Origin of the sequence: Agarilytica rhodophyticola (genome assembly GCF_002157225.2) — a bacterium.
Classification (GTDB): domain Bacteria; phylum Pseudomonadota; class Gammaproteobacteria; order Pseudomonadales; family Cellvibrionaceae; genus Agarilytica; species Agarilytica rhodophyticola.
On the sequence record NZ_CP020038.1, the window covers coordinates 2,210,441 to 2,230,640 of the forward strand.

General features: G+C 44.2%; 18 protein-coding genes. 6 read left to right on the forward strand and 12 right to left on the reverse strand.

The window, feature by feature from the left end:
* Window positions 1-2: 2 nt before the first annotated feature.
* Window positions 3-638, reverse strand: a complete 636-nt coding sequence (gene crp / locus BVC89_RS09350) for a cAMP-activated global transcriptional regulator CRP (RefSeq protein ID WP_086930939.1) — start codon at window positions 636-638, stop codon at window positions 3-5.
* Window positions 639-895: 257 nt separating this feature from the next.
* On the opposite strand from crp, the gene BVC89_RS09355 reads away from it, so the two are divergent.
* The gene (locus BVC89_RS09355) at window positions 896-1,315 is read left to right on the forward strand and encodes an OsmC family protein (RefSeq protein ID WP_086930940.1); all 420 of its coding nucleotides are present in this window, start codon (window positions 896-898) and stop codon (window positions 1,313-1,315) included.
* 66 nt (window positions 1,316-1,381) lie between these two features.
* On the opposite strand, the gene coq7 is transcribed toward BVC89_RS09355, so the two are convergent.
* Window positions 1,382-2,041 carry a 2-polyprenyl-3-methyl-6-methoxy-1,4-benzoquinone monooxygenase gene (coq7, locus tag BVC89_RS09360; RefSeq protein ID WP_086930941.1) on the reverse strand — a complete coding sequence of 220 codons (660 nt, stop codon included), beginning with the start codon at window positions 2,039-2,041 and terminating at the stop codon, window positions 1,382-1,384.
* 71 nt (window positions 2,042-2,112) lie between these two features.
* Between coq7 and BVC89_RS09365 the strand changes: the two genes are divergently transcribed.
* Window positions 2,113-3,630, forward strand: coding sequence for an AAA family ATPase (locus tag BVC89_RS09365; RefSeq protein ID WP_086930942.1), 1,518 nt, complete (start codon window positions 2,113-2,115; stop codon window positions 3,628-3,630).
* A gap of 82 nt (window positions 3,631-3,712) precedes the next feature.
* Here the strand turns inward: BVC89_RS09365 and purD are convergent, their stop codons facing one another.
* From purD to BVC89_RS09415, 10 genes are all read right to left on the reverse strand, one after another.
* A complete protein-coding gene (gene purD / locus BVC89_RS09370; RefSeq protein ID WP_086930943.1) occupies window positions 3,713-4,993 on the reverse strand; it encodes a phosphoribosylamine--glycine ligase in 1,281 nt (426 codons plus the stop codon).
* 324 nt (window positions 4,994-5,317) lie between these two features.
* Window positions 5,318-6,898: a bifunctional phosphoribosylaminoimidazolecarboxamide formyltransferase/IMP cyclohydrolase gene (gene purH, locus BVC89_RS09375; protein ID WP_086930944.1), complete on the reverse strand. Its 1,581-nt coding sequence runs from the start codon at window positions 6,896-6,898 to the stop codon at window positions 5,318-5,320.
* Window positions 6,899-7,150: 252 nt separating this feature from the next.
* A complete protein-coding gene (gene fis / locus BVC89_RS09380; RefSeq protein ID WP_086930945.1) occupies window positions 7,151-7,471 on the reverse strand; it encodes a DNA-binding transcriptional regulator Fis in 321 nt (106 codons plus the stop codon).
* A complete protein-coding gene (gene dusB, locus BVC89_RS09385) occupies window positions 7,468-8,463 on the reverse strand; it encodes a tRNA dihydrouridine synthase DusB (protein WP_086930946.1) in 996 nt (331 codons plus the stop codon). The genes fis and dusB overlap by 4 nt, the downstream gene beginning before the upstream one ends.
* A gap of 234 nt (window positions 8,464-8,697) precedes the next feature.
* Window positions 8,698-9,921: a zinc-ribbon and DUF3426 domain-containing protein gene (locus BVC89_RS09390; RefSeq protein WP_086930947.1), complete on the reverse strand. Its 1,224-nt coding sequence runs from the start codon at window positions 9,919-9,921 to the stop codon at window positions 8,698-8,700.
* A gap of 91 nt (window positions 9,922-10,012) precedes the next feature.
* Entirely contained in the window at window positions 10,013-10,894 is an 882-nt protein-coding gene (prmA, locus tag BVC89_RS09395) for a 50S ribosomal protein L11 methyltransferase (RefSeq protein ID WP_086930948.1), read from the reverse strand.
* A gap of 99 nt (window positions 10,895-10,993) precedes the next feature.
* Window positions 10,994-12,334: an acetyl-CoA carboxylase biotin carboxylase subunit gene (accC, locus tag BVC89_RS09400; RefSeq protein ID WP_086930949.1), complete on the reverse strand. Its 1,341-nt coding sequence runs from the start codon at window positions 12,332-12,334 to the stop codon at window positions 10,994-10,996.
* A 21-nt stretch (window positions 12,335-12,355) separates the two neighbouring features.
* Window positions 12,356-12,826 (reverse strand): acetyl-CoA carboxylase biotin carboxyl carrier protein, encoded by a 471-nt coding sequence (gene accB, locus BVC89_RS09405; protein ID WP_086930950.1) that lies wholly within the window; start codon window positions 12,824-12,826, stop codon window positions 12,356-12,358.
* A 39-nt stretch (window positions 12,827-12,865) separates the two neighbouring features.
* The gene (aroQ, locus tag BVC89_RS09410) at window positions 12,866-13,318 is read right to left on the reverse strand and encodes a type II 3-dehydroquinate dehydratase (protein ID WP_086930951.1); all 453 of its coding nucleotides are present in this window, start codon (window positions 13,316-13,318) and stop codon (window positions 12,866-12,868) included.
* Window positions 13,319-13,495: 177 nt separating this feature from the next.
* The gene (locus BVC89_RS09415; RefSeq protein ID WP_086930952.1) at window positions 13,496-15,274 is read right to left on the reverse strand and encodes a protein-disulfide reductase DsbD family protein; all 1,779 of its coding nucleotides are present in this window, start codon (window positions 15,272-15,274) and stop codon (window positions 13,496-13,498) included.
* A 342-nt stretch (window positions 15,275-15,616) separates the two neighbouring features.
* On the opposite strand from BVC89_RS09415, the gene BVC89_RS09420 reads away from it, so the two are divergent.
* From BVC89_RS09420 to BVC89_RS09435, 4 genes are all read left to right on the forward strand, one after another.
* Window positions 15,617-16,342 carry an N-acetylglucosaminyltransferase gene (locus tag BVC89_RS09420; protein ID WP_158657861.1) on the forward strand — a complete coding sequence of 242 codons (726 nt, stop codon included), beginning with the start codon at window positions 15,617-15,619 and terminating at the stop codon, window positions 16,340-16,342.
* A gap of 131 nt (window positions 16,343-16,473) precedes the next feature.
* The gene (locus BVC89_RS09425) at window positions 16,474-18,450 is read left to right on the forward strand and encodes a bifunctional diguanylate cyclase/phosphodiesterase (protein ID WP_086930954.1); all 1,977 of its coding nucleotides are present in this window, start codon (window positions 16,474-16,476) and stop codon (window positions 18,448-18,450) included.
* 149 nt (window positions 18,451-18,599) lie between these two features.
* Window positions 18,600-19,046 carry a copper chaperone PCu(A)C gene (locus BVC89_RS09430; RefSeq protein ID WP_086930955.1) on the forward strand — a complete coding sequence of 149 codons (447 nt, stop codon included), beginning with the start codon at window positions 18,600-18,602 and terminating at the stop codon, window positions 19,044-19,046.
* 16 nt (window positions 19,047-19,062) lie between these two features.
* A complete protein-coding gene (locus BVC89_RS09435; protein WP_086930956.1) occupies window positions 19,063-20,133 on the forward strand; it encodes a DUF2333 family protein in 1,071 nt (356 codons plus the stop codon).
* Window positions 20,134-20,200 lie beyond the last annotated feature (67 nt).

Below are 20,200 nucleotides of genomic sequence, written 5' to 3' on the forward strand. Positions count from 1 at the left end.
AGCTAGCGTGTCCCGTAGACCACCATTGTCTTACCCTTGACTGACACAAGGCCTTGGTCTTCCAGTGTCTTTAATACACGACCAACCATTTCCCGTGAGCAACCAACGATACGACCTATCTCTTGGCGAGTAATTTTGATTTGCATCCCATCTGGGTGGGTCATCGCGTCAGGCTCTTTACACAAGTCAAGTAAGGTTCTGGCAACTCTTCCTGTCACATCCAAAAATGCTAAATCGCCCACTTTTCGTGTTGTATTGCGTAAGCGTCTAGCCATTTGAGAGCCGAGGGCAAACAAAAATTCTGGATGGCTTTCCGATAGTTCGTTGAACTTGGCATAAGATATTTCACCAATCTCACATTCTGATTTGGCTCTTACCCATGCGCTTCGATTATCCTGTTGATCGAATAGACCCATTTCGCCAAAGAAGTCACCATCGTTAAGATAAGCGACGATCATTTCTCTACCTTCTTCGTCCTCAATTAAAACAGTAACAGAACCTTTGACGATATAGTAAAGAGAGTCACTTTTATCTCCAGCGTAAATAAGTGTGCTTTTAGCTGGATAGCGACGTCTGTGGCAATGACTTAAAAAATCATCAACATTTTTGATATGTGGTGTAAGTGACACAGCAACCAAGTTGGTAACCTCTGATTTTTTGTATTTTGACCGAGTATAACGCCATAACAAAAAAAAAAAGAATGTTTTCTATGAATTTCGGTACGAATGCACAAAATGACGCCAATTTTGTTTGTTTTGCACTCAAATTTAGATGAACTTTTCTTTAGGCGCCGATTATTTTTTAAAAATATGACATTTCTCTGGTTTTCATTATGCTAATCTATTCTGCTTAAAAAATTTTTTATAAGCGATATAGATTGTATTGAGGAAGGTATATGAAAGCGACGGTTAGATGGCAAGATGGTGTTGCGTTTCAAGGTGAATCTGGCAGCGGTCATCAAGTGATGATGGACGGTCCGGAAGATCATGGTGGCCGCAATCTGGGGGTCAGACCAATGGAGATGGTGTTATTGGGCCTTGGTGGCTGCGCTTGTTTTGATGTCATTACGATTTTACAAAAAGCTAGGCAGAATGCCTCGGCTTGCCACGTTGAGCTTGAAGCACAACGGGCTGATGCAGTGCCTTCTGTGTTTACTCACATCAACATGAAGTTTGTGGTGGCGGGAGAAGGGCTTAAGGAGACCCATGTAGCACGAGCCGTTTCGCTCTCTGCTGAAAAGTACTGTTCGGCGTCCATTATGCTAGAAAAAGCCGGTGTTGAAATCACTCACTCATATGAGATTGTTCCAGCCTGAGTGCCTAGTATTTAATATTATTAGCAGTAGTCTTCAGCAATTTATTATTATTAATTTGATCGCCTTTTACAGTTTGTAACTCAAGCTTGTCATAGCTGATGAGATGAATGTCATTGATGATTTGACGGCCTTGGGAAACACTATCCCGCCTGCATCTAGCGCTGTGGTACCGTGCTGTTTCTCATCAATGATCATTTGCTCAACTATAGCTTTGGATGCGTAATCTTCTTTTGGCAGTTTGTCCAAGTGACTCGATAGGTGCTTACACACCTGCTCCTCGGTGGCAGCAACAAAGCCTAGGCTGATCTTATCGCTGATCATGCCGGCCGTAGCTCCAATGCCAAAGGAAAGGCCATACCACATAGGGTTTAATACGCTCGGTTGGCTGCCAAGTGCTGTCAGCCTTTGCTCGCACCAAGCTAAATGATCAATCTCTTCATCAGCTGCTTGTTCCATCTCTGCCCTTACTTTGGGAAGCTTAGCTGTCAATGCCTGTCCCTGATAGAGCGCCTGAGCACAGACTTCTCCTGAGTGATTGACGCGCATTAAGCCAGCCGCGTGCTTTTTTTCCTGTTCATTTAATTCTACTTGCGAAGCTTGTTGCGCTTGCGGGCAGGGTCGCGTCATCGATTGTGTCCGCGGTGTGAGACTGCGCAGGGCTCTATCGAATGAACAGATAACATTATCTACCAGACTTAAGCTGGCACGATTACTAGAATGAGACATAAGCTTGCGTGAGACTCCGTGGTTGAGTAGCCTTAATAGATCCAGGGCAGAATACAGGAATATTCCAGTCTATGAATAATAATGATTTAAGGTTAATACTCAATACTAAAGTATCATTAGTCGTTATTGAAACATACGATGAGCCTAGAGCGCTCTCTCTTTTAGAAAGCTTGTTCAAGTATGAAAAAATTCCTGCTTGGCGTTGGTCAGCCACCGAGGGAATGGCTCACCTGGGGTTTGGCCTGCAGCTGCAGCTTAGTGAGCGGCGTCACGAGCCTGAAGAAATGCTTAAGCATATAAAGTCCTGTGCCGAGAAAAGTGCTTTTGTTCTCTGCGATATTCACCCTTATCTAGATGAGCCGAAAAATATTCGGCATCTTAAAGACATTGTCTTCAACGCTGCTGGTCATAAGGTTGTGCTAGTCAGTCATGAATTACAACTGCCGCCTGAGTTATCTCGTTATGCGGCGTCGGTAAGCTTGTCGATGCCCACTGAAGATGAGATCTTGGCGATAATTCGCGAGGAGGCGCGCAGTTGGGCAGCGCAGAACAATAAGTCGAAGATAAAAACCGATAGTGCCACCCTACAAAAGCTGGTAGACAACCTTAAGGGCTTGCCTCATCAGGATGTCAGGCGTCTCGCCCATGGTGCTATTGCCGATGACGGCGCGATAACGGAAAGTGAATTACCCAGTATTACCCGACGTAAGTTTGAACTTATGGATATGGAGGGAGTGTTGCACTTCGAATATAGCACTGCTCATTTAAAAGACGTCGGAGGACTCAACACCCTTAAAACATGGCTTGAAGAGCGTCGTAACGTTGTTACACGGGATGTTATGACTCATTCCCCTAAAGGTGGGAAAGACGCTAAAACCTCGGAAGTGGAGCTAGATGCGCCCAAAGGGGTGCTGCTGTTTGGTGTACAAGGTGGTGGCAAGAGCTTGGCAGCAAAATCCATCGCAGGAGTGTGGGGCTTGCCTTTGTTAAGGCTCGACATGGCCTCGTTGTTTAACAAATATGTGGGTGAGACTGAAAAAAATATGCGTGAAGCGTTAAAGCTTGCCGATATGATGTCGCCCTGTGTGCTTTGGATGGACGAACTGGAAAAAGGTATGGCACAAGACGGTTCTTCTGACAGCGCTACAGGTAAACGCTTACTGGGCACTATGCTAACTTGGATGTCGGAGCGTAAGAGTAGTGTGTTTTTAGTGGCTACCAGTAATGATATTAGTACTCTACCTCCGGAGCTAATGCGCAAAGGGCGCTTTGATGAAATTTTCTTTGTAGATTTACCTGATGCTATGACTCGAGGGACGATTTTTTCAATCCATATAGAGAAGCGTGGACTTGCGCTACAGCATTTTAATCCTGCAGAACTTGCCGAAATGGCTGACGGTTTTACCGGAGCCGAGATAGAACAAGCAGTGGTGAGTGCTACCTATTCTGCGTCAGCCCAAAGTGAGGCTGTGGCGCAGCATCATATTGTTAGTGCTATTCAAAATACACAGCCCCTGTCTGTGGTTATGGCGGAGCAGATCAGTCAGCTGCGTGCTTGGGCTCATGAGCGGGCTGTTATTGCCAACTGAGGATCTCGACGAGTGCCTGTCTATAATCAGATATTTCTATACTCAAATACATTTAATAGACAGGCGGTGATGAAAGCGCTAACTACTTTTCTCGGTTTATCGCGCGGTAAGCGATATCTCTGCGATAGTAGATATCTTCAAAACTGATTTGTTGGGTGAGCTGATAGGCTCGCTTTTGCGCCTGAGTAACACTTTCACCTAATGCTGTTGCACAAAGTACTCGGCCGCCGTTGGTAAGTACATCTTGGCCTTGCATAGTCGTTCCTGCGTGGAAGATCTTGGCATCATCGGAACTGTTTTCTAAGCCCGAGATAATCTTGCCCTTGGCATAACTACCTGGATAACCACCTGCTGCAAGCACAACACCTACAGATGGCCGCGGATCCCATTCTATCGCGCATTCACCCAGTGACTTATCAATCGCCGCAAGGCACAGCGCACTCAGATCGGATTGCAGTCTAAGCATGATGGGTTGAGTTTCGGGATCGCCAAAACGGCAATTGTACTCAATCACTTTGGGAGTTCCATCTTTGGTAATCATGAGACCGGCATAGAGAAAACCTGTATAAGCATGGCCTTCTGATTTCATGCCTGAAATTGTGGGCATTATGACCTCGTTCATAATGCGATCGTAGACCTCAGGTGTTACCACGGGCGCAGGAGAATAAGCACCCATGCCACCGGTGTTCGGGCCTGTGTCTCCTTCACCCGCGCGTTTATGATCTTGGCTGGTAGCCATGGGGAGCACATTTTCACCATCGGCCAGAACAATGAAACTGGCTTCCTCTCCTTCGAGGAATTCTTCAATAACAACTCTGCAACCAGCATCACCAAAGGCGTTTCCTGATAACATATCAGTAATGGCATCTTCGGCAGTTGCTAGATCTTCTGCAACAATGACACCTTTGCCAGCTGCTAAGCCGTCTGCTTTGACCACAATGGGAGCCCCCTGTTTTCGAACATAGGTGAGGGCTTGATTAAGGTCAGTAAAGCTTTGATAGTCGGCTGTGGGGATTTTGTGACGAGCTAGAAAATCCTTGGTAAAGGTCTTTGATCCTTCCAGCTGAGAAGCTTCTTTACTAGGGCCAAAACATTTGAGCCCTTGTTCATTGAAGTAATCGACAATGCCTTTTACTAAAGGAGCTTCAGGGCCAACTATGGTGAGTTCGATAGCATTGTCTTTGGCAAATTCAGCCAATGCTGGAAAGTCCATTACATCGATTGCGATGTTCTCAAGCTTAGGCTCCAGCGCGGTTCCCGCATTTCCTGGAGCAACATAGACTTTCTCAACAGAGTCACTCTGACTGCTTTTCCATGCCAGAGCATGTTCACGACCACCAGCACCAATAACTAAAACGTTCATAAGACGATCACTCTTAATATCCATCTCTAGCTGGCTGTGAAAAATACACAACCTACTGAAGTTATGTAAAAAATCTTTAAATTAAAAAATGCCAGCACATCGACGTATTTGCGCTAGCATTTTGGCTTCGACTCTATAAAAAATTCCAGGATGAATTTTTTATAAATAATAATGACCTGCAAGCCATGGATGGCTTGCCCATGGGCTGTAAAGCCCATGCGAGAAGCAAAAATGCCAGCACATCGACGTATTTGCGCCAGCATTTTGGCTTCGACCTTATAAAAAATTTCAGGATGAATTTTTTATAAATAGTAAGGCACCATACTAGTGTCTAAAATGACGCATGCCGGTAAATACCATTGCAATACCATGCTCGTCAGCGGCGGTGATAACTTCCTCGTCTCGCATCGATCCGCCCGGCTGAATAATCGCGCTAATACCCGCAGCGGCAGCATTGTCTATCCCGTCCCTAAACGGGAAAAATGCGTCTGAAGCCATGGCACAGTCTTTTACTTCAAGGCCGGCATGTTCTGCCTTAATCGCGGCAATTCTTGCCGAGTTGACACGACTCATTTGGCCTGCGCCTACACCAATAGTACTGTTGTCTTTGGCGTATATAATGGCATTTGATTTCACCATTTTACCGACTTTCCAGGCAAATAAGAGATCTGCGATTTGTGCTGCCGTCGGTACTTGTTTGGTCACAACCTTTAAATCGTTAGGGGTGATCATGCCTTGATCGCTATCTTGTACTAGTAAACCTCCTGTCACTCGTTTGTAGTCATAGCGTTGCACGTTATCCTTTGTCCATTGACCGCACTCTAGTAGGCGAACGTTCTTTTTCGATTGCACAATTTCAATTGCGCCAGTACTAATCTTTGGCGCAATAATGACTTCGACAAACTGCTTTGCCACTATGGCTTGAGCTGTTTTGTCATCTAGCTCACGGTTAAAAGCAATAATGCCCCCAAAAGCTGACTCTGGATCAGTAGCAAAAGCTTTTTGATAGGCTTCTAATATCGAAGACGCTTGCGCGACACCACAAGGATTGGCATGTTTGACAATCACGCAACAGGGTTCAGTGAATAGTTTGACCGTTTCCAGAGCAGCGTCTGTATCAGCAATATTGTTGAAAGAAAGCTCTTTGCCTTGTAACTGTTTGGCCGTTGATATACTGGCCTGGTTTGCCCCAGGTTCTACGTAAAAAGCCGCTTTTTGGTGAGGGTTCTCGCCATAACGTAAGCTTTGTTGCTTGCAGAATTGAGTGTTAAACGTTCTGGCGAAGTCTTCGTCACCACTGCTAACTTGTTTGCCAAGATAATTGGCGATAGCGCCATCATAAGCAGCAGTATGTTCAAATGCTTTAACCGACAAATCGAAACGCGTTGCTTGTGACAAAGATCCGTTGTTAGCTGTCATTTCGTCAAGTACTTGTGTGTAAGCAGAGGCGTTAACAACAATTGCCACATGCTTAAAGTTCTTAGCTGCGGCACGAACCATAGTGGGGCCGCCTATATCAATATTTTCAATGGCTGTAGGGAGGTCGCAGCCTGGATTGGCCACGGTTTTCTCAAACGGATAGAGATTGACTACGACCATATCAATTTCTTCTATCCCATGCTCGTTCATAACCTGATCATCTGTGCCTCGGCGACCCAGAATACCGCCATGAACTTTTGGGTGAAGAGTCTTAACGCGGCCATCCATCATTTCTGGAAACTTTGTGTAATCTGAAATTTCGATGGCTTCAATGTTGTTTTCTTTTAGCAGACGAAAGGTGCCGCCTGTCGATAGAATTTCTATTCCCATGCCTGATAGTTGATCGGCAAATTCTACGATTCCTGTTTTGTCAGAAACGCTAATGAGGACACGTTTGACCTTGACCAAGTGCTCGTTGGATGTCATGTCTGAGGATTTCCTGAAATGATGCAGTATGAGTATGTGGGCTTTGAATAAAATTATCGGTGTATAGAGTGCAGTATTGCCAAACCTATATTGTAAATATATAGATATTAGCACTTGCATACCATTCGCTTAGCCTTAAACCCGTCGCGTTACGGTGTAAGCGCAGTTTTAGCTAGGCGAATGATTTTGCTAACTGTGATGAGCAAACAGTCTATAGCTTGCTTGTCTTCAGTTAATAAGTGTTAAAAGACTTTACAGTAAGCCGTATTGCTTAAGTTTCTTGCGAAGAGTACCTCGGTTCAAACCTAAAACGTTCGCAGCTTTAGTTTGATTATGGCGGGTGTACTTCATAACAACTTCTAACATAGGGGCTTCAACTTCTGCTAAAACCATCTCGTAAACATCAGTAACATCTTGACCTTCAAGGTGTTGAAAGTAATTGCTAACCGCTTTTTCTACACAGTCGCGAAGAGATTGATCTTGTTGAACACTGTTGTATGTTTCATTAGCTTGTGTTGTTTGACCTGAAAATTCCTTGGTGCGATCGTTGAGAAGCGTATCCGCTGTATTCATGCTACTTTTTCCTCATAAATGGTCGGCCGCTTTAATAATTTCTCTACGGCCTCTAATTGTGATTGATATGTTTCTAATTGGTTAAATGCTTTTATTGTGTCAGTAGGGCGACTCAGGTGTTGTTGGCAATACCATGTAAAATGTTTGCGAGCTAACCGAGTTCCCTTGTAGTCACCATAAAATTTATATAGTTCCTTAAAATGCGCTGTCATAGTGCTGGCAATTTCGACAATCGTCGGCTTCTGAAGCTGTTTTCCAGAGGCTAAAAAATGTGAAATTTGCTTAAATATCCACGGGTTTCCAAACGCAGCTCTGCCAATTACAATCCCATGTGCTGAGGTACATTCAAGTACCGCCTTAGCTTTTTCAGGAGTGTCTATATCACCGTTTGCAAAAACCGGAATCGATAATGTATCAACGATTTGTGCAATAGTGTCGTACTCAGCTTCACCTGCAAATCTGCAAGCCCGTGTTCTTCCATGTATTGTTATTGCTTTTATCCCTTCACTCTCAGCAATTCGAGCGACCTCTATTCCATTTTTATTGTTTTTATCCCAGCCTGTGCGCGTTTTTAGTGTCACCGGTACGCTTACGCTACCTACGACTTTGGCTAAAATGCGACTTACTAATTTTTCATCTTTCATCAATGCAGAACCGGCAAGTTTTTTACACACTTTTTTAGCCGGGCACCCCATATTGATGTCAATAATTTGTGCACCGTGTGCGACTGCACAAACCGCTGCTTGTGCCATCATGTCGGGGTCAGAACCAGCAATTTGTACGCTTGCTGGCATGTCACTGTCAGAGTGGTTGATCAAACGATTGCGGCTCTTCTCGCTCCCCCACAATGATGTATCACTTGTGACCATCTCAGATGTCGTCAATGCGGCCCCCATTTCGCGGCATATTTCGCGAAACGGCAAGTCTGTAACGCCAGCCATAGGCGCGAGCATAACGCGGCTATTTAAAGCGTATGGGCCAATAATTAACAACTGATGTTTCCCCCAAGAAATAACCAGTACTACACAAACAAAAAACTCAAATACTTCGCCTTTGCGAATGTTTTACATCCCCAGAAGCCTGCCTGAAAAGGGTGGCTATCATACCGTTTGTTTCTGCGTATTGGAATGTATATTTTAGGCAAATTGCTTGAAAAAGGATCAGTTTTTGAAATATTTGGCGTAGTAAATAAGATTTTCATCGAACATGCAAGTAGGCGATACTCTCTACTCCGCAATGCTTATTCTATAACCGACCGCTTCCCTTCCCGGATCGGCTATTTCTATAGCGATATGGATAGGCTGTTTTACCGGCATGTGTGTTCTGCCTGCTAACTCACCCGCCAAATAATCACTAGGCTTTAACCTTCTAGCCGCTACCGTTTTATCTTGCTGATTAGTGAAGACAAGGTCAAGAGCAGGAAACGTCTGTTCAAATCTTGCTGTATTTTGTAACACGGCATCTACTATGAGTGCGCCTTGAGTCTTTGGGTGAGAACGGACAACCAAATTAGCGGTTTTGATTAATTTTCTGTCAATCAGGTCAGGCAATTTGCATGAAAATGTAGAACAAACCTTCGCATAATATGACCTGTATGGCTCGATAACACTCAGAGTATCAAACTTTATCCAAGCCACTTGCCCTACTAAAAGGGCGGCTACAATTAGCGAAAGCGCTCCCCATAACAGTTTGGAATGCCATATGTTGGAGTGTCGTTGCCAGTCAAACTCAACCGGTTCAGGTTCTATCGCATCGAGATATTTATTGCTGGCCGGACTTTGTTCATATAGAGAAGATGCCTCCGAGTAGTCATATTCCTCTATTTCTTCCTCGTAAAATATATCCTTAACTGCGTCACTTTCATCAGTGGCGTTCTCGATTGTTGCCTGATCGAGGTCAGCTTGTTGCTGTTCGCTTTCTACTATTGCTTCATCTTCAATGATCTGGAAACTATTAGTGTAGTAACTTGCTTCAAACTCTTCGGTATTCTGCTTTTCTTCCTGTTTTTCCAGCTCTTCCACCGATGGTGGTTCAGGTTGAGGATGAGATTCTTCATCTTCCTCCAATAAATTTAATGCCCAAGATTCATCCTGAGTGTCAAGCTTTTCTTCCTCTTCTTGAGGAGCTTCACGTTCAAATAAGTTAAAGTCGCCATCACTTTTTTGATTGAACAGGGAGTCACCATAGCCATCATTATCACCAGCGCCTACCTGCTCATTCTCCATATCGTCACTGATTAATATTTCTTCTTCCTCATCATATATTTCTTGCTGAGGCAGGGGGGCTTGTTGCTTTTGCGCAGACGTGTTCGGTGAGACAAGATATTGCTTGGCATTAAAAATATTAAGGCATGAGCCACAGCGCACAGACCCTTTGGCCGTGTTCAAATGACTTTCTGAAATACGGAAAGACGTATTGCATTTCGGGCAACGTGTAATATTTTCAGTCACTCCGCAAAATCCTTAATATCTTAAATCGTTAATGGTGAGTTTATACTCACTAAAATCAATGTGCCATTGTGAAGGTTTAAAATTGATAGGGTTACGCTTTTTTTGTTCCAACAATGCACACCCATTCATCTTTTTCATCAATTTTATCTATTGTTACATGGTGAGAGTAGGTGTCAATAATCGCCTGTTGTTGAGATTTCAAAATCCCAGAAAGACATATTTTGCCTCCGGTTTTTAGTAAAGATACCAGGGCCGGGGCCAATTCTACCAAAGGACCCGCTAAAATATTTGCCAACACGATATCAGTTTTCTCTGTTGGACATTTGTCTGGGAAGTATACCGGGAAAAGTTCCTTATCCAAATTATTGCGTTTGGCATTTTCTTGGCTCGCAATAAGTGCTTGCGGATCAATATCGATTCCTGTGACCGATTTGGCACCATGTAACAATGCGGCAATGCCTAAGATGCCTGATCCGCAGCCATAGTCAACTACATCCTTATTGGAGATATTACACTCTGCTACCCACTTTAAGCACATAAAGGTGGTTGGATGCGTACCGGTGCCAAACGCTAAACCGGGGTCTAACATCAAATTTATTGCTTCGGGTTTGGGAGGTGCTATCCAGCTTGGACATATCCAGAAATTAGCGCTGCACTGCAGAGGTGAAAAGTGCTTCATCCATTCTCTTTGCCAATCTTTGTCCTCGAGTATTTGCCAATGACAAGCGTCATCACCCACACCACATTGGTGAGTGATTTTATCTTGCACATCATGCGTTTCAATAGCCGCATCGAACAAGCCTGTCACACAGGTTTCATTCCAAAGAGGGGTTTCACCAAGCTCAGGTTCAAAAATTGGTTGATCAGCATTATCTTCAAATGTGACTGACAAAGCGCCATTGGACGTCATAGCTGTTTCTACAGAAGGGACATCATCTCGCTGTGTATTAACTCGTAATTGCAACCAAGGCATAGTTAGCCGCCTTTGAAAAGTGTAGTAGATTGGCTTTCGTGAAAAAGAATTATGATACTGCGACCATTTTAGGGTCGCAGCTTTATATGGTCACATGATTTAGAGACCGAGTTTTTTCTCAAGGTAATGAATGTTAACGCAGCCCTCGTTGAAGGCTTCATCAACAACAAGATCCTTTTGTAAATCCGTGTTAGTTTTTATACCATCGATCACTAATTCATCCAAGGCAACTCCCATTTTTTTAAGAGCGGTAGTTCGATCTGCACCGTGAGTAATAATTTTCGCGATCATGGAGTCGTAATAGGGCGGAACACTATAGCCACCGTAGAGGTGAGAATCCACACGCACACCTAAACCACCTGGTGTGTGAAATTTATTAACAGGGCCTGGACTGGGCATAAACGTTTTGGGATCTTCTGCGTTAATTCGGCACTCAAAAGCGTGTCCGTTAACTGAGATATCTTCTTGTTTTAAACTTAACTTGTTACCTGCGCAGACGCTGATTTGTTCTTTAATCAGATCGACGCCAGTAATCATTTCAGTCACGGGGTGTTCCACCTGAATACGGGTATTCATTTCGATGAAATAAAAACGACCATCCTCGTAAAGGAATTCAAATGTGCCTGCGCCGCGATAACCAATATCGTTGCATGCTTTGATACAGGAGTCGAACACCTCCTGCTTAATCTCCATGGGAATGCCTGGGGCTGGGGCCTCTTCCATCACTTTTTGGTGGCGACGCTGCAGCGAGCAATCGCGATCATATAGATGAATGGTATTGCCTTGGCCGTCTGACATAATTTGCACTTCCACATGACGGGGATTTTGCAAAAACTTTTCCATGTACACGGTGGCATCACCGAATGCAGCAAGGGCTTCTGATTTAGTTATTTGAATGGAGTTAAATAGAGACTCTTTATCGTGCACAACACGCATGCCTCTGCCGCCACCGCCTGCCGCTGCTTTAATAATTACAGGGAAACCTATGGTTTCTGCACAGTCGATACAGGCTTGTTCGTCATCGGTAAGTGGGCCGCCGGAGCCTGGCACAGTTGGCACTCCAGCCTTGTTCATAGCATCGATAGCTGCCACCTTATCGCCCATCATACGGATAACATCGGGATCTGGGCCGATGAAAGTAAATCCACTTTTTTGAACTTGCTCGGCAAAATCGGCATTTTCCGCAAGGAAACCGTAGCCTGGATGCACGGCAACAGCGTCGGTAATTTCCATTGCAGCGATGATAGCTGGGATATTGAGATAGCTGTTAGTTGAGGGATTAGGGCCGATACATACTGATTCGTCAGCCAGAAGTACGTGTTTGAGGTTTTGATCTGCTTGAGAATATACGGCAACAGTTTTAATGTCTAATTCTCTACACGCGCGCAATACTCTAAGGGCGATCTCGCCTCTGTTGGCTATAAGCACTTTGTCAAACATAATGATGAATCCTCTCGCGCTTTAGACTATGCGGACTAATGGCTGATCAAACTCCACAGGATTACCATCTTCAACAAGAATCTCTTCTATAACACCGGTCTTGTCACATTCGATTTGATTCATCATCTTCATCGCTTCGATAATGCAAATAACATCGCCCTCTTTAACACTCTGACCAACTTCTACAAAAGGCGAAGCGCCAGGCGTTGGTGAACGATAGAAAGTTCCTACCATAGGGGAGGCAACAGTGTGTCCCTCCATAGGAGAAGAGGTCACAACTTCAGTGTGTGTTTCAGTTGTTGTTGCGGCCGCCACAGGCGCAGCTGCTGCAGCTGGTGTTACCACAGGTTGGACTACGGCAGCGGCTTGTGCTGCTAGTGCTGATGAGCCTCGGCTAATTCTAACGGATTCCTCGCCTTCGCGAATTTCTAATTCAGCAACATTAGATTCTTCTAATAGCTCGATGAGTTTTTTAATTTTTCGGATATCCATTGCTTCCTCACTAAAAGGCAAATGTGTAATAAATTTAATTTAAGGCGTTTGCTGTTGCTCTAGGTGGTTAAATGCAGCGTCTAGTGCCATTTCATAACTTTGTGGACCAAAACCACATATCACACCGATTGCTAAGTCCGAAAAATACGAATGTTGTCTAAATTGCTCACGTTTGTGGACGTTGGATAAGTGGCATTCAATAAACGGAATATTAACTGCAGCAAGCGCATCTCTTAATGCGACGCTGGTATGAGTGAATGCTGCCGGATTAATGATGATAAAGTTAATGCCTTCGATACGCGCATCGTGAATGCGCTCGATCAGTTCGTACTCGGCATTGCTCTGTAAAACTTGGAAGTGATGCCCTTTTCCCATACAGGCTGCGCCAAGTTTTGCATTGATATCATCGAGGCTGGTGTGGCCGTAAATGCCCGGTTCTCGCACTCCTAAAAGGTTAAGGTTAGGACCATGAAGTACCAAAATAGATGCCATTAATAACCGCCTTATTGTTGTGTGCTATAAAATGGCTAAAGTTCTCGTGCAGGACGCACGAGAAATACCTTCTGCTCAGTTTTCACAGATAAATTGTGCCGAATTTAAGTGGCGCTGTCTACCTAAAAGTTGTAAATAGACGAAATTCGGTGCAAATGGTCTCTTTTGGGCGAAGATTTAAAGTAAGGCTTCTTCCATTGAAGATAGTACGATTTGTTCCGTTAAAATTTGCGGAAGTACCTTTGCAGGCAGATTCGAGTCAGCGGGGTACATTAGATAAAGAGGCACACCACTGCGACCAAACTTTTCCAGCAGAGCGGATATCTCCGGGTCTGAGTTTGTCCAGTCGCCCTGTAACATGACGATATCATTAATTGCAGCGAATCGTGCGACTTTTTCTGTATTTAGCGCAACCCGTTCATTAAATTTGCAGGTTATGCACCAATCTGCTGTCAGATCGACAAAAACGGGTACGCCCTCGGCTCTTAACTCTTCGATTTTTCCTGCTGAATAGGCTTGCCATATACCGCTATCTCTCTCACGAAAATCCCCTGCAATCCATGCGCTATATGCTGCTACCAAGATACTCGCCGCAGCAAATGTTTTAGCCATCATACGAGCACGAGCCGAGTTTGATGATGGTAATTGCAGCAGCCATATGCCAAAGGCCAGCATAACCGCGCCAGCAAGTACTACCATCGCACCACTACTGGAGGTTTGATTGGCAAGTACCCATAACAACCAAACAGAAGTCAGGTAGAGAGGGAAGGCCAGTACCTGTTTGAGAGTATCCATCCATGGGCCTGGCGCAGGAAGGTATTTTGCTAAGACCGGACTATAACTAAGCAGTAGGAAAGGGAGTGCCATACCAAATCCCAGCGCGATGAATATTAATAGTGCGATAAAAACTGACTGAGTTAAGGCAAAACCTAAAGCAGTTGCCATAAAGGGTGCTGTGCAGGGGCTTGCGACGAGTGCAGCCAGGACACCTGTAAAGAATGAAGATTTAAGATCCTCGCCACCAGTGAGTGACTGTCCCGCCCCCATCCAGCTAGTGCCGATATGGAACATACCTGACAAACTAAGTCCCATAACAAAAAATAGAAATGCCATAAACGCCACAAAGCCTGGCTGTTGCAATTGGAAACCCCAGCCTAGAGACTCGCCGGCTCCACGCGCGGCAAGGATAATACCGGCCGCTACCACAAATGAACCCACGACTCCCGCTGTGTAAGCCCAGCCATGCAAGTGTTGTTTGTGTGTTGATTGATTGGATGATGCAAAGCTCAATGCTTTTAGCGAAAGCACAGGGAATACACAGGGCATTAAATTGAGAATAAGGCCACCAAGAAGCGCGCCGAGGATAACCAGTGGTAACAGGGGCGCTTCCCCATCAGCATAGGGCGCTGAGCTATTTCCACCGCTGCTATCACTACCACCGCCTGCTGCGTATGCCGCTGTTGCCGTTTCGCTAACTTTGCCATTTGCGTCGACAGTGAAATACTGATGACGTGGGGGATAGCAAAGCCCTGCATCGGCACACCCTTGGGAAGATATTTTTAGTTCATAAGGTGGTTTGAGGGCGGGTAAGCTGGTTTTTACCTCAGTATTGTTGTAGTAAACAACAAGTTCTTTATTAAAGAACTCATCAAATTTTTTCTTGCCTGTCTCAAAATCCAATGTCAACTTTTCACTACTGGAATCATTACGTGCTTCTACCTTAAATTGATGTTGGTAAAGGTAGTATCCTGAGTGAATGGACCAGGCAAATGAAAGCACATCGTCATAAACAAGAGGCACCACTTCGTATGCTTGCTCAACACGCAAAAACTCTTCTTCTTGCTGGTTAAATGATGAGGTGGGCGCGGCATCTGAGCCAAAAATATCACCCTCTTGAGCATTAACACTAAAAGTGGCGATAAAAGTCAGTAATAAAAAAGTAATTCTGTATAACATAACTGTTGTCTTCAACCTTCTTAACAAATGCCTTCGGTGATGTGCTGTATATGCAATCTTAATTCATTGTGCATCATTGACATAGCGCTTATGAGCAGAGTTCCCTTGCTTGTTTCAATTAGTCTTAACCTGTCTTAACAGTATTCGATAAGTGTAATATAGGGTGCCGTTTATCGGAAATTGACAAAATACGAATTTTATCGCCTCATCACGGGACTTTATGACTTACAATCGCGCTCCACATAATTTATCTGTCACATTAAGAGGAGAATAAGAGTGCTGGGCACTATCATCTTACGCTTTACTTTGGCGCTTTCTATAGTACTTAATTTAGCTGGGTGCGTGAATAGCACCAAGCGAGAACAGACTGCTTCATTAGACAAAAGTGTTAAGCCTAGCAAAAGTGATGTACCTTCCGCGGCTCCGGAGGTTGCCAAAGAAGCAGTAAAGCCCGTTGCAACGCCTTCGGTACAATCTCGGATAGAAACGAAGTTACTCAAGCAAGCTCAGCAAGCTTTTCGCGATGCGCGTTATACGACGCCAAGCCACGATAACGCGTATGACAAGTTTCACTCGGTGTTATTACTTAATCCTGAAAATAACCAAGCGCGAGCAGGGTTACAAGCGATAATGCTGCGCTATGCTGAATTGATTCGCACCGCGTTGAAGGATGGGCGGATTAGTTCTGCGAAAAATTATATGCAACAAATTGAAGTCTTTTATCCTGCTAATAGCCTACTTATGGATTTGAAAAAGCAAATTGCCAAGGCGCAACAGTCAGTAGCCAGCAGAGTGAGGCAGCAGGAAGAAAAGCAGGGTAACTTTGTCGAAGAAATTCGGTTGCCTCGCATGGAACTCAGTGCTAAATCGAGTGAAGTAACGAAACTACTGGCGGAAATTGCCACGCGTTTGCAAGAAACCAAGGAAAGTGTATTGATTTACGCTCGCAATGACAAAGAAGGTCGCTGGATATACAGTCAGCTCAAAAGTGCTGCACAGGGATACCGGGTAAGAGGTGATATTCGTATCGCTCGCTCACCTAAAATTCGGATCATGCCGCCACTATAGAGCCGCCTAACTCTCAAACAAATATTTTCAGTATTACTCGCGCTGCGATTATGCAATCTACGCGAACAGACCCTAGAATAAAAGAATAAGTAATAAACAAATGACCTTCTAGGGTTTGCTAGCACGGCACAATGAGCTTATTCCGTAAACTAATACTCTCGATTACCCTACTAATGTTAATTCTGTTAGCAGGCAATGCGACGGTCAGTATTTTTAATACCCGTCAATATCTTGGAGAGCAGCTAACCGTTCATGCCGAGGATACGGCTACATCTTTAGGCTTAACTATTTCTCATGCCGCCCAACAAAAAGATATCGCTCAAGTCACCTCGATGATAGATGTGATTTTTGATCGTGGTTTTTATCAAACTATTCTTTACCAAGGGCTCGATGGTAAAGCCATTGTCACACGTCAACGAGAGATAAAAATTGATGGTGTGCCTAATTGGTTTATCAACACAATTCCCTTGAAAGTCCGTAAAGGCCGGGCCGAAGTTATCTCAGGCTGGTATCGTCTTGGAGCAATAGAAGTAACCGTTCACCCAGGATATGCGTACCGAGATCTATGGCGAATGGTGGTTCAGCAATTCTGGCTGTTCATTTTTACAACAGCACTTTGCTATGCCATAGCAGGACTAGGTCTGAAAGTATTATTGCGGCCCCTAGATCGCGTCAAGCGCCAGGCAGAAGCCATATGCCGGCAGGAGTTCAACATTGAAGAGCGTTTGCCACGCACACCTGAACTGCGCGAAATGGTGGTTGCTATCAACCGGATGGTGAGCAAAATCAAGGCAACCTTTGAGCAACAAGTACAGTTATCGGAAAACTTAAGACGAGAGAGTCACATTGATTCTGTCACCGGCTTGCCAAATCGAAAGGAGTTTGATTCTCGCCTTACTGCTTGGATGAATTCGGAGTTCGGTGGTGCTCCCTCAGTACTAATTTTGTTGCATATTGAAGGTTTAAGCCAAATCAACGATAGGTTGGGGCGGGAAGAGGGAGACCGTTTGTTGATTGAGTCTTCGGATAAAATCAAGTATTGGCTGCAACGTTGGCCAGATGCGATACCTGCCCGCCGGTCCGGCGGTGACTTTAGTATTTTTATTCCAGGGTTGCTAGCACCAGATGTAGTGCCCACTCTGGAAGAGCTTAAAGCGTTATTGCTAGAGGTAGAGGGAATTAATGCTCTTGATGATAGCGGCTGTGGCAGCAGCGATGCGCAGAGTTGCTATATCGCTATAGGCGGTGCTACCACTCACAAAGTCTGCGATGTAGCGACATTTCTAAGCGCTGCTGATATGGGGTTGCGTGAATATATATCTAATCATGGTAGCGAGTGGAGTGTGTTCCCGGTTGAAAATACGGTGGAAGATATTCGTCCGGCAAGAGAGTGGTTACAGTATTTGCAGAATGTTCTAGATGATGGCGCCCTGCTCATGCATTATCAGCCTGTTGTCAAAATCAATAATGCTCAAGAAATATTGCATTATGAGGCCTATGCGAGAATCAAAGATAATGACAAAACCCTTGTTGCGGGTGTTTTCTGGCCCTTAGTTGAACGCTACGGTTTTGTTGAGCAAATGGATCGAGCTGTGATCAGTGAAGTCCTTGCTAAAATGAGAAAGCTCCCTAAATTAACTTTTAGTGTTAATTTATCTCCTCAGTCTGCTATTAATTCAGAGTTTCAGTCTTGGTTACAAGCTTGTTTGGAGGAATATAGCGATAGCGCATCTCGTCTCATCATTGAGTTACCAGAAAAAGTCCTACGCTCATCTGCCGCCAAACTAAATGCTTTTGTCAGTCTGGTGCGAGCCAAAGGGGCCGGTGTATCGCTCGATCATTTTGGTGTAACACCATCGTGTATGGGGGTGCTACAGACACTGTCATTACACTATGTGAAGATTGACCGGCGTTTCGTTCTAGATATTCAACATCACCCTGAAAATCGTTTTTATATAAAATCGCTTATACAAATAGCCACCAGTTGTGACGTTAAAGTACTGGTTGAAGGTATTGAATCGGAACAAGATTGGTTAGCGTTAAAAGAGTTAGATGTGGTAGGTGGGCAGGGCTATTACTTCGCTCCACCTCGCGAGACAATTTTTTAATCGCTTTTTTTAATGAATATTACTTTCCTAAGCCCCATAATACGGCTTTACGAGTTTTGACGTGTTTAGAGCTAATTAAATATAAAATGACCGCTTTTGTTTGCGCCAATTTATAGTCAATCAGTTCTACTGTGAAGTTTGGGGAAGTAATGAACATATTAATTTCGAGAAATATTTTCATCGTCTTGTTGGCGGTTGTTTTTTTTAGCTCGTGTGCAAAAAAAGAACAACCGCAAATGGTGATAGAAAATGTCTTTATTAAAGCATTGGCTCCTGGCCAAACCACTGCTGCTGCTTATATGAAGTTCAAAAATAACACTAGTAAAGCTCAGTCTCTCACTTACATACATTCTCCCATCGCTGAACACATAGAAGTGCATCGTAATTTTTATGAGCAAGGTATGATGCAGATGCGGCCAGTAAAAAGGTTTAGCATTCCTCCCAAGGGTAGTCATGTATTAGAGCCTGGTGGTTTTCATCTGATGGTTTTTGGGCTATATGATACTTTAGAGGTTGGCGATACATTTGATATGACTTTTGAGTTTGACAGCGGTATTGTAATGACTAAAAGTGTGGAAGTTCGCCCGCACGGTTAATGCACTTAGGATAATTATGTTGGATAAAGTTAAGAAGCTTACATCAGCTATTTCGACGCGTACTAATCGTTTACTAGGCAGAGATAACGATTCTTCTGAATCAAGTCTCTGGGTAAAACTATTGTTATCGCTGGTAGGATTATATTTTGTTGTTGGCATTGTTTTGGGTGTGATTTGGAGCTTTGAGCCCGATCAATTTGATGTCTCCGAGCAGGCACTTATTGAAGTTGAGCAGGATAAAAGTCGCGTCGTGACCGGTGTTACTACCACCTCGGCATTAATTTACGTTGTCGATACTATGCTGCATAAATCTGGAGGCTACCTGACGAATGATATTTCCTTTCCAGGAATTTGGCTAGATAACATCCCCAGTTGGGAATACGGTGTACTTATCCAAGTGAGGGATTTAACTAAAGCTCTGCGCGAAGCGTTTAGCCGTTCTCAGTCCCAATCACTTGAAAATAGTCATTTGGCTTCTGCAGAGTCGCGTTTTAATTTTGATAACAATAGCTGGCTGTTGCCACAAACAGAAGATGAATACCGCGAGGGACTCGGTTATCTACGCTCCTATCAAAGCAGTTTGGGTGATCGTTCTTCATCGAGTACACAATTCTATGCTCGTGCAGATAATTTACGCTATTGGTTGAGCACAGTAGAAACGCGCTTAGGTAATTTGTCCCAACGTCTCAGCGCTAGTGTGGGACAAAAGCGTCTTAATACAGATTTAGCGGGTGAGTTGGATGCTAGTCAAGCCACGCAAACACCAGATGAATTGGTTATTAAAACGCCATGGCTGCGTATTGATAATGTTTTTTATGAGGCTCGAGGAAGCACTTGGGCGCTGATTCATTTTTTAAAGGCGATTGAAGTGGATTTTGCCAAGGTGCTCGATAAGAAAAATGCCAGAATCAGTCTCAAGCAAATCATCCGTGAGTTGGAAGCAACCCAAAGTACTGTCTATAGCCCAATGATTTTAAATGGTGATGGTCTTGGTATGTTAGCCAATCACTCTTTAGTGATGGCATCTTATATTTCTCGTGCCAATGCTGGCATTATCGACCTGAGAGAGTTGCTGTCACAAGGATAAGTAGTCGTCGACAGTAACTGAATTAGATAGCCTTAATGAGGTAGACCGAGCATCACTTAATGCTCGG

Excerpts from the sequence above, each read along its gene's own strand:
- purH (WP_086930944.1), bottom strand. The coding sequence starts at position 6,898 with ATGACATCCAACGAGCACTTGGTCAAGGTCAAACGTGTCCTCATTAGC.
- purD (WP_086930943.1), bottom strand. The coding sequence starts at position 4,993 with ATGAACGTTTTAGTTATTGGTGCTGGTGGTCGTGAACATGCTCTGGCA.
- BVC89_RS09435 (WP_086930956.1), top strand. The coding sequence starts at position 19,063 with ATGTTGGATAAAGTTAAGAAGCTTACATCAGCTATTTCGACGCGTACT.
- accB (WP_086930950.1), bottom strand. The coding sequence starts at position 12,826 with ATGGATATCCGAAAAATTAAAAAACTCATCGAGCTATTAGAAGAATCT.
- fis (WP_086930945.1), bottom strand. The coding sequence starts at position 7,471 with ATGAATACAGCGGATACGCTTCTCAACGATCGCACCAAGGAATTTTCA.
- coq7 (WP_086930941.1), bottom strand. The coding sequence starts at position 2,041 with ATGTCTCATTCTAGTAATCGTGCCAGCTTAAGTCTGGTAGATAATGTT.
- BVC89_RS09415 (WP_086930952.1), bottom strand. The coding sequence starts at position 15,274 with ATGTTATACAGAATTACTTTTTTATTACTGACTTTTATCGCCACTTTT.
- BVC89_RS09365 (WP_086930942.1), top strand. The coding sequence starts at position 2,113 with ATGAATAATAATGATTTAAGGTTAATACTCAATACTAAAGTATCATTA.
- BVC89_RS09355 (WP_086930940.1), top strand. The coding sequence starts at position 896 with ATGAAAGCGACGGTTAGATGGCAAGATGGTGTTGCGTTTCAAGGTGAA.
- prmA (WP_086930948.1), bottom strand. The coding sequence starts at position 10,894 with ATGCCTTGGTTGCAATTACGAGTTAATACACAGCGAGATGATGTCCCT.
- accC (WP_086930949.1), bottom strand. The coding sequence starts at position 12,334 with ATGTTTGACAAAGTGCTTATAGCCAACAGAGGCGAGATCGCCCTTAGA.
- aroQ (WP_086930951.1), bottom strand. The coding sequence starts at position 13,318 with ATGGCATCTATTTTGGTACTTCATGGTCCTAACCTTAACCTTTTAGGA.
- BVC89_RS09425 (WP_086930954.1), top strand. The coding sequence starts at position 16,474 with ATGAGCTTATTCCGTAAACTAATACTCTCGATTACCCTACTAATGTTA.
- BVC89_RS09430 (WP_086930955.1), top strand. The coding sequence starts at position 18,600 with ATGAACATATTAATTTCGAGAAATATTTTCATCGTCTTGTTGGCGGTT.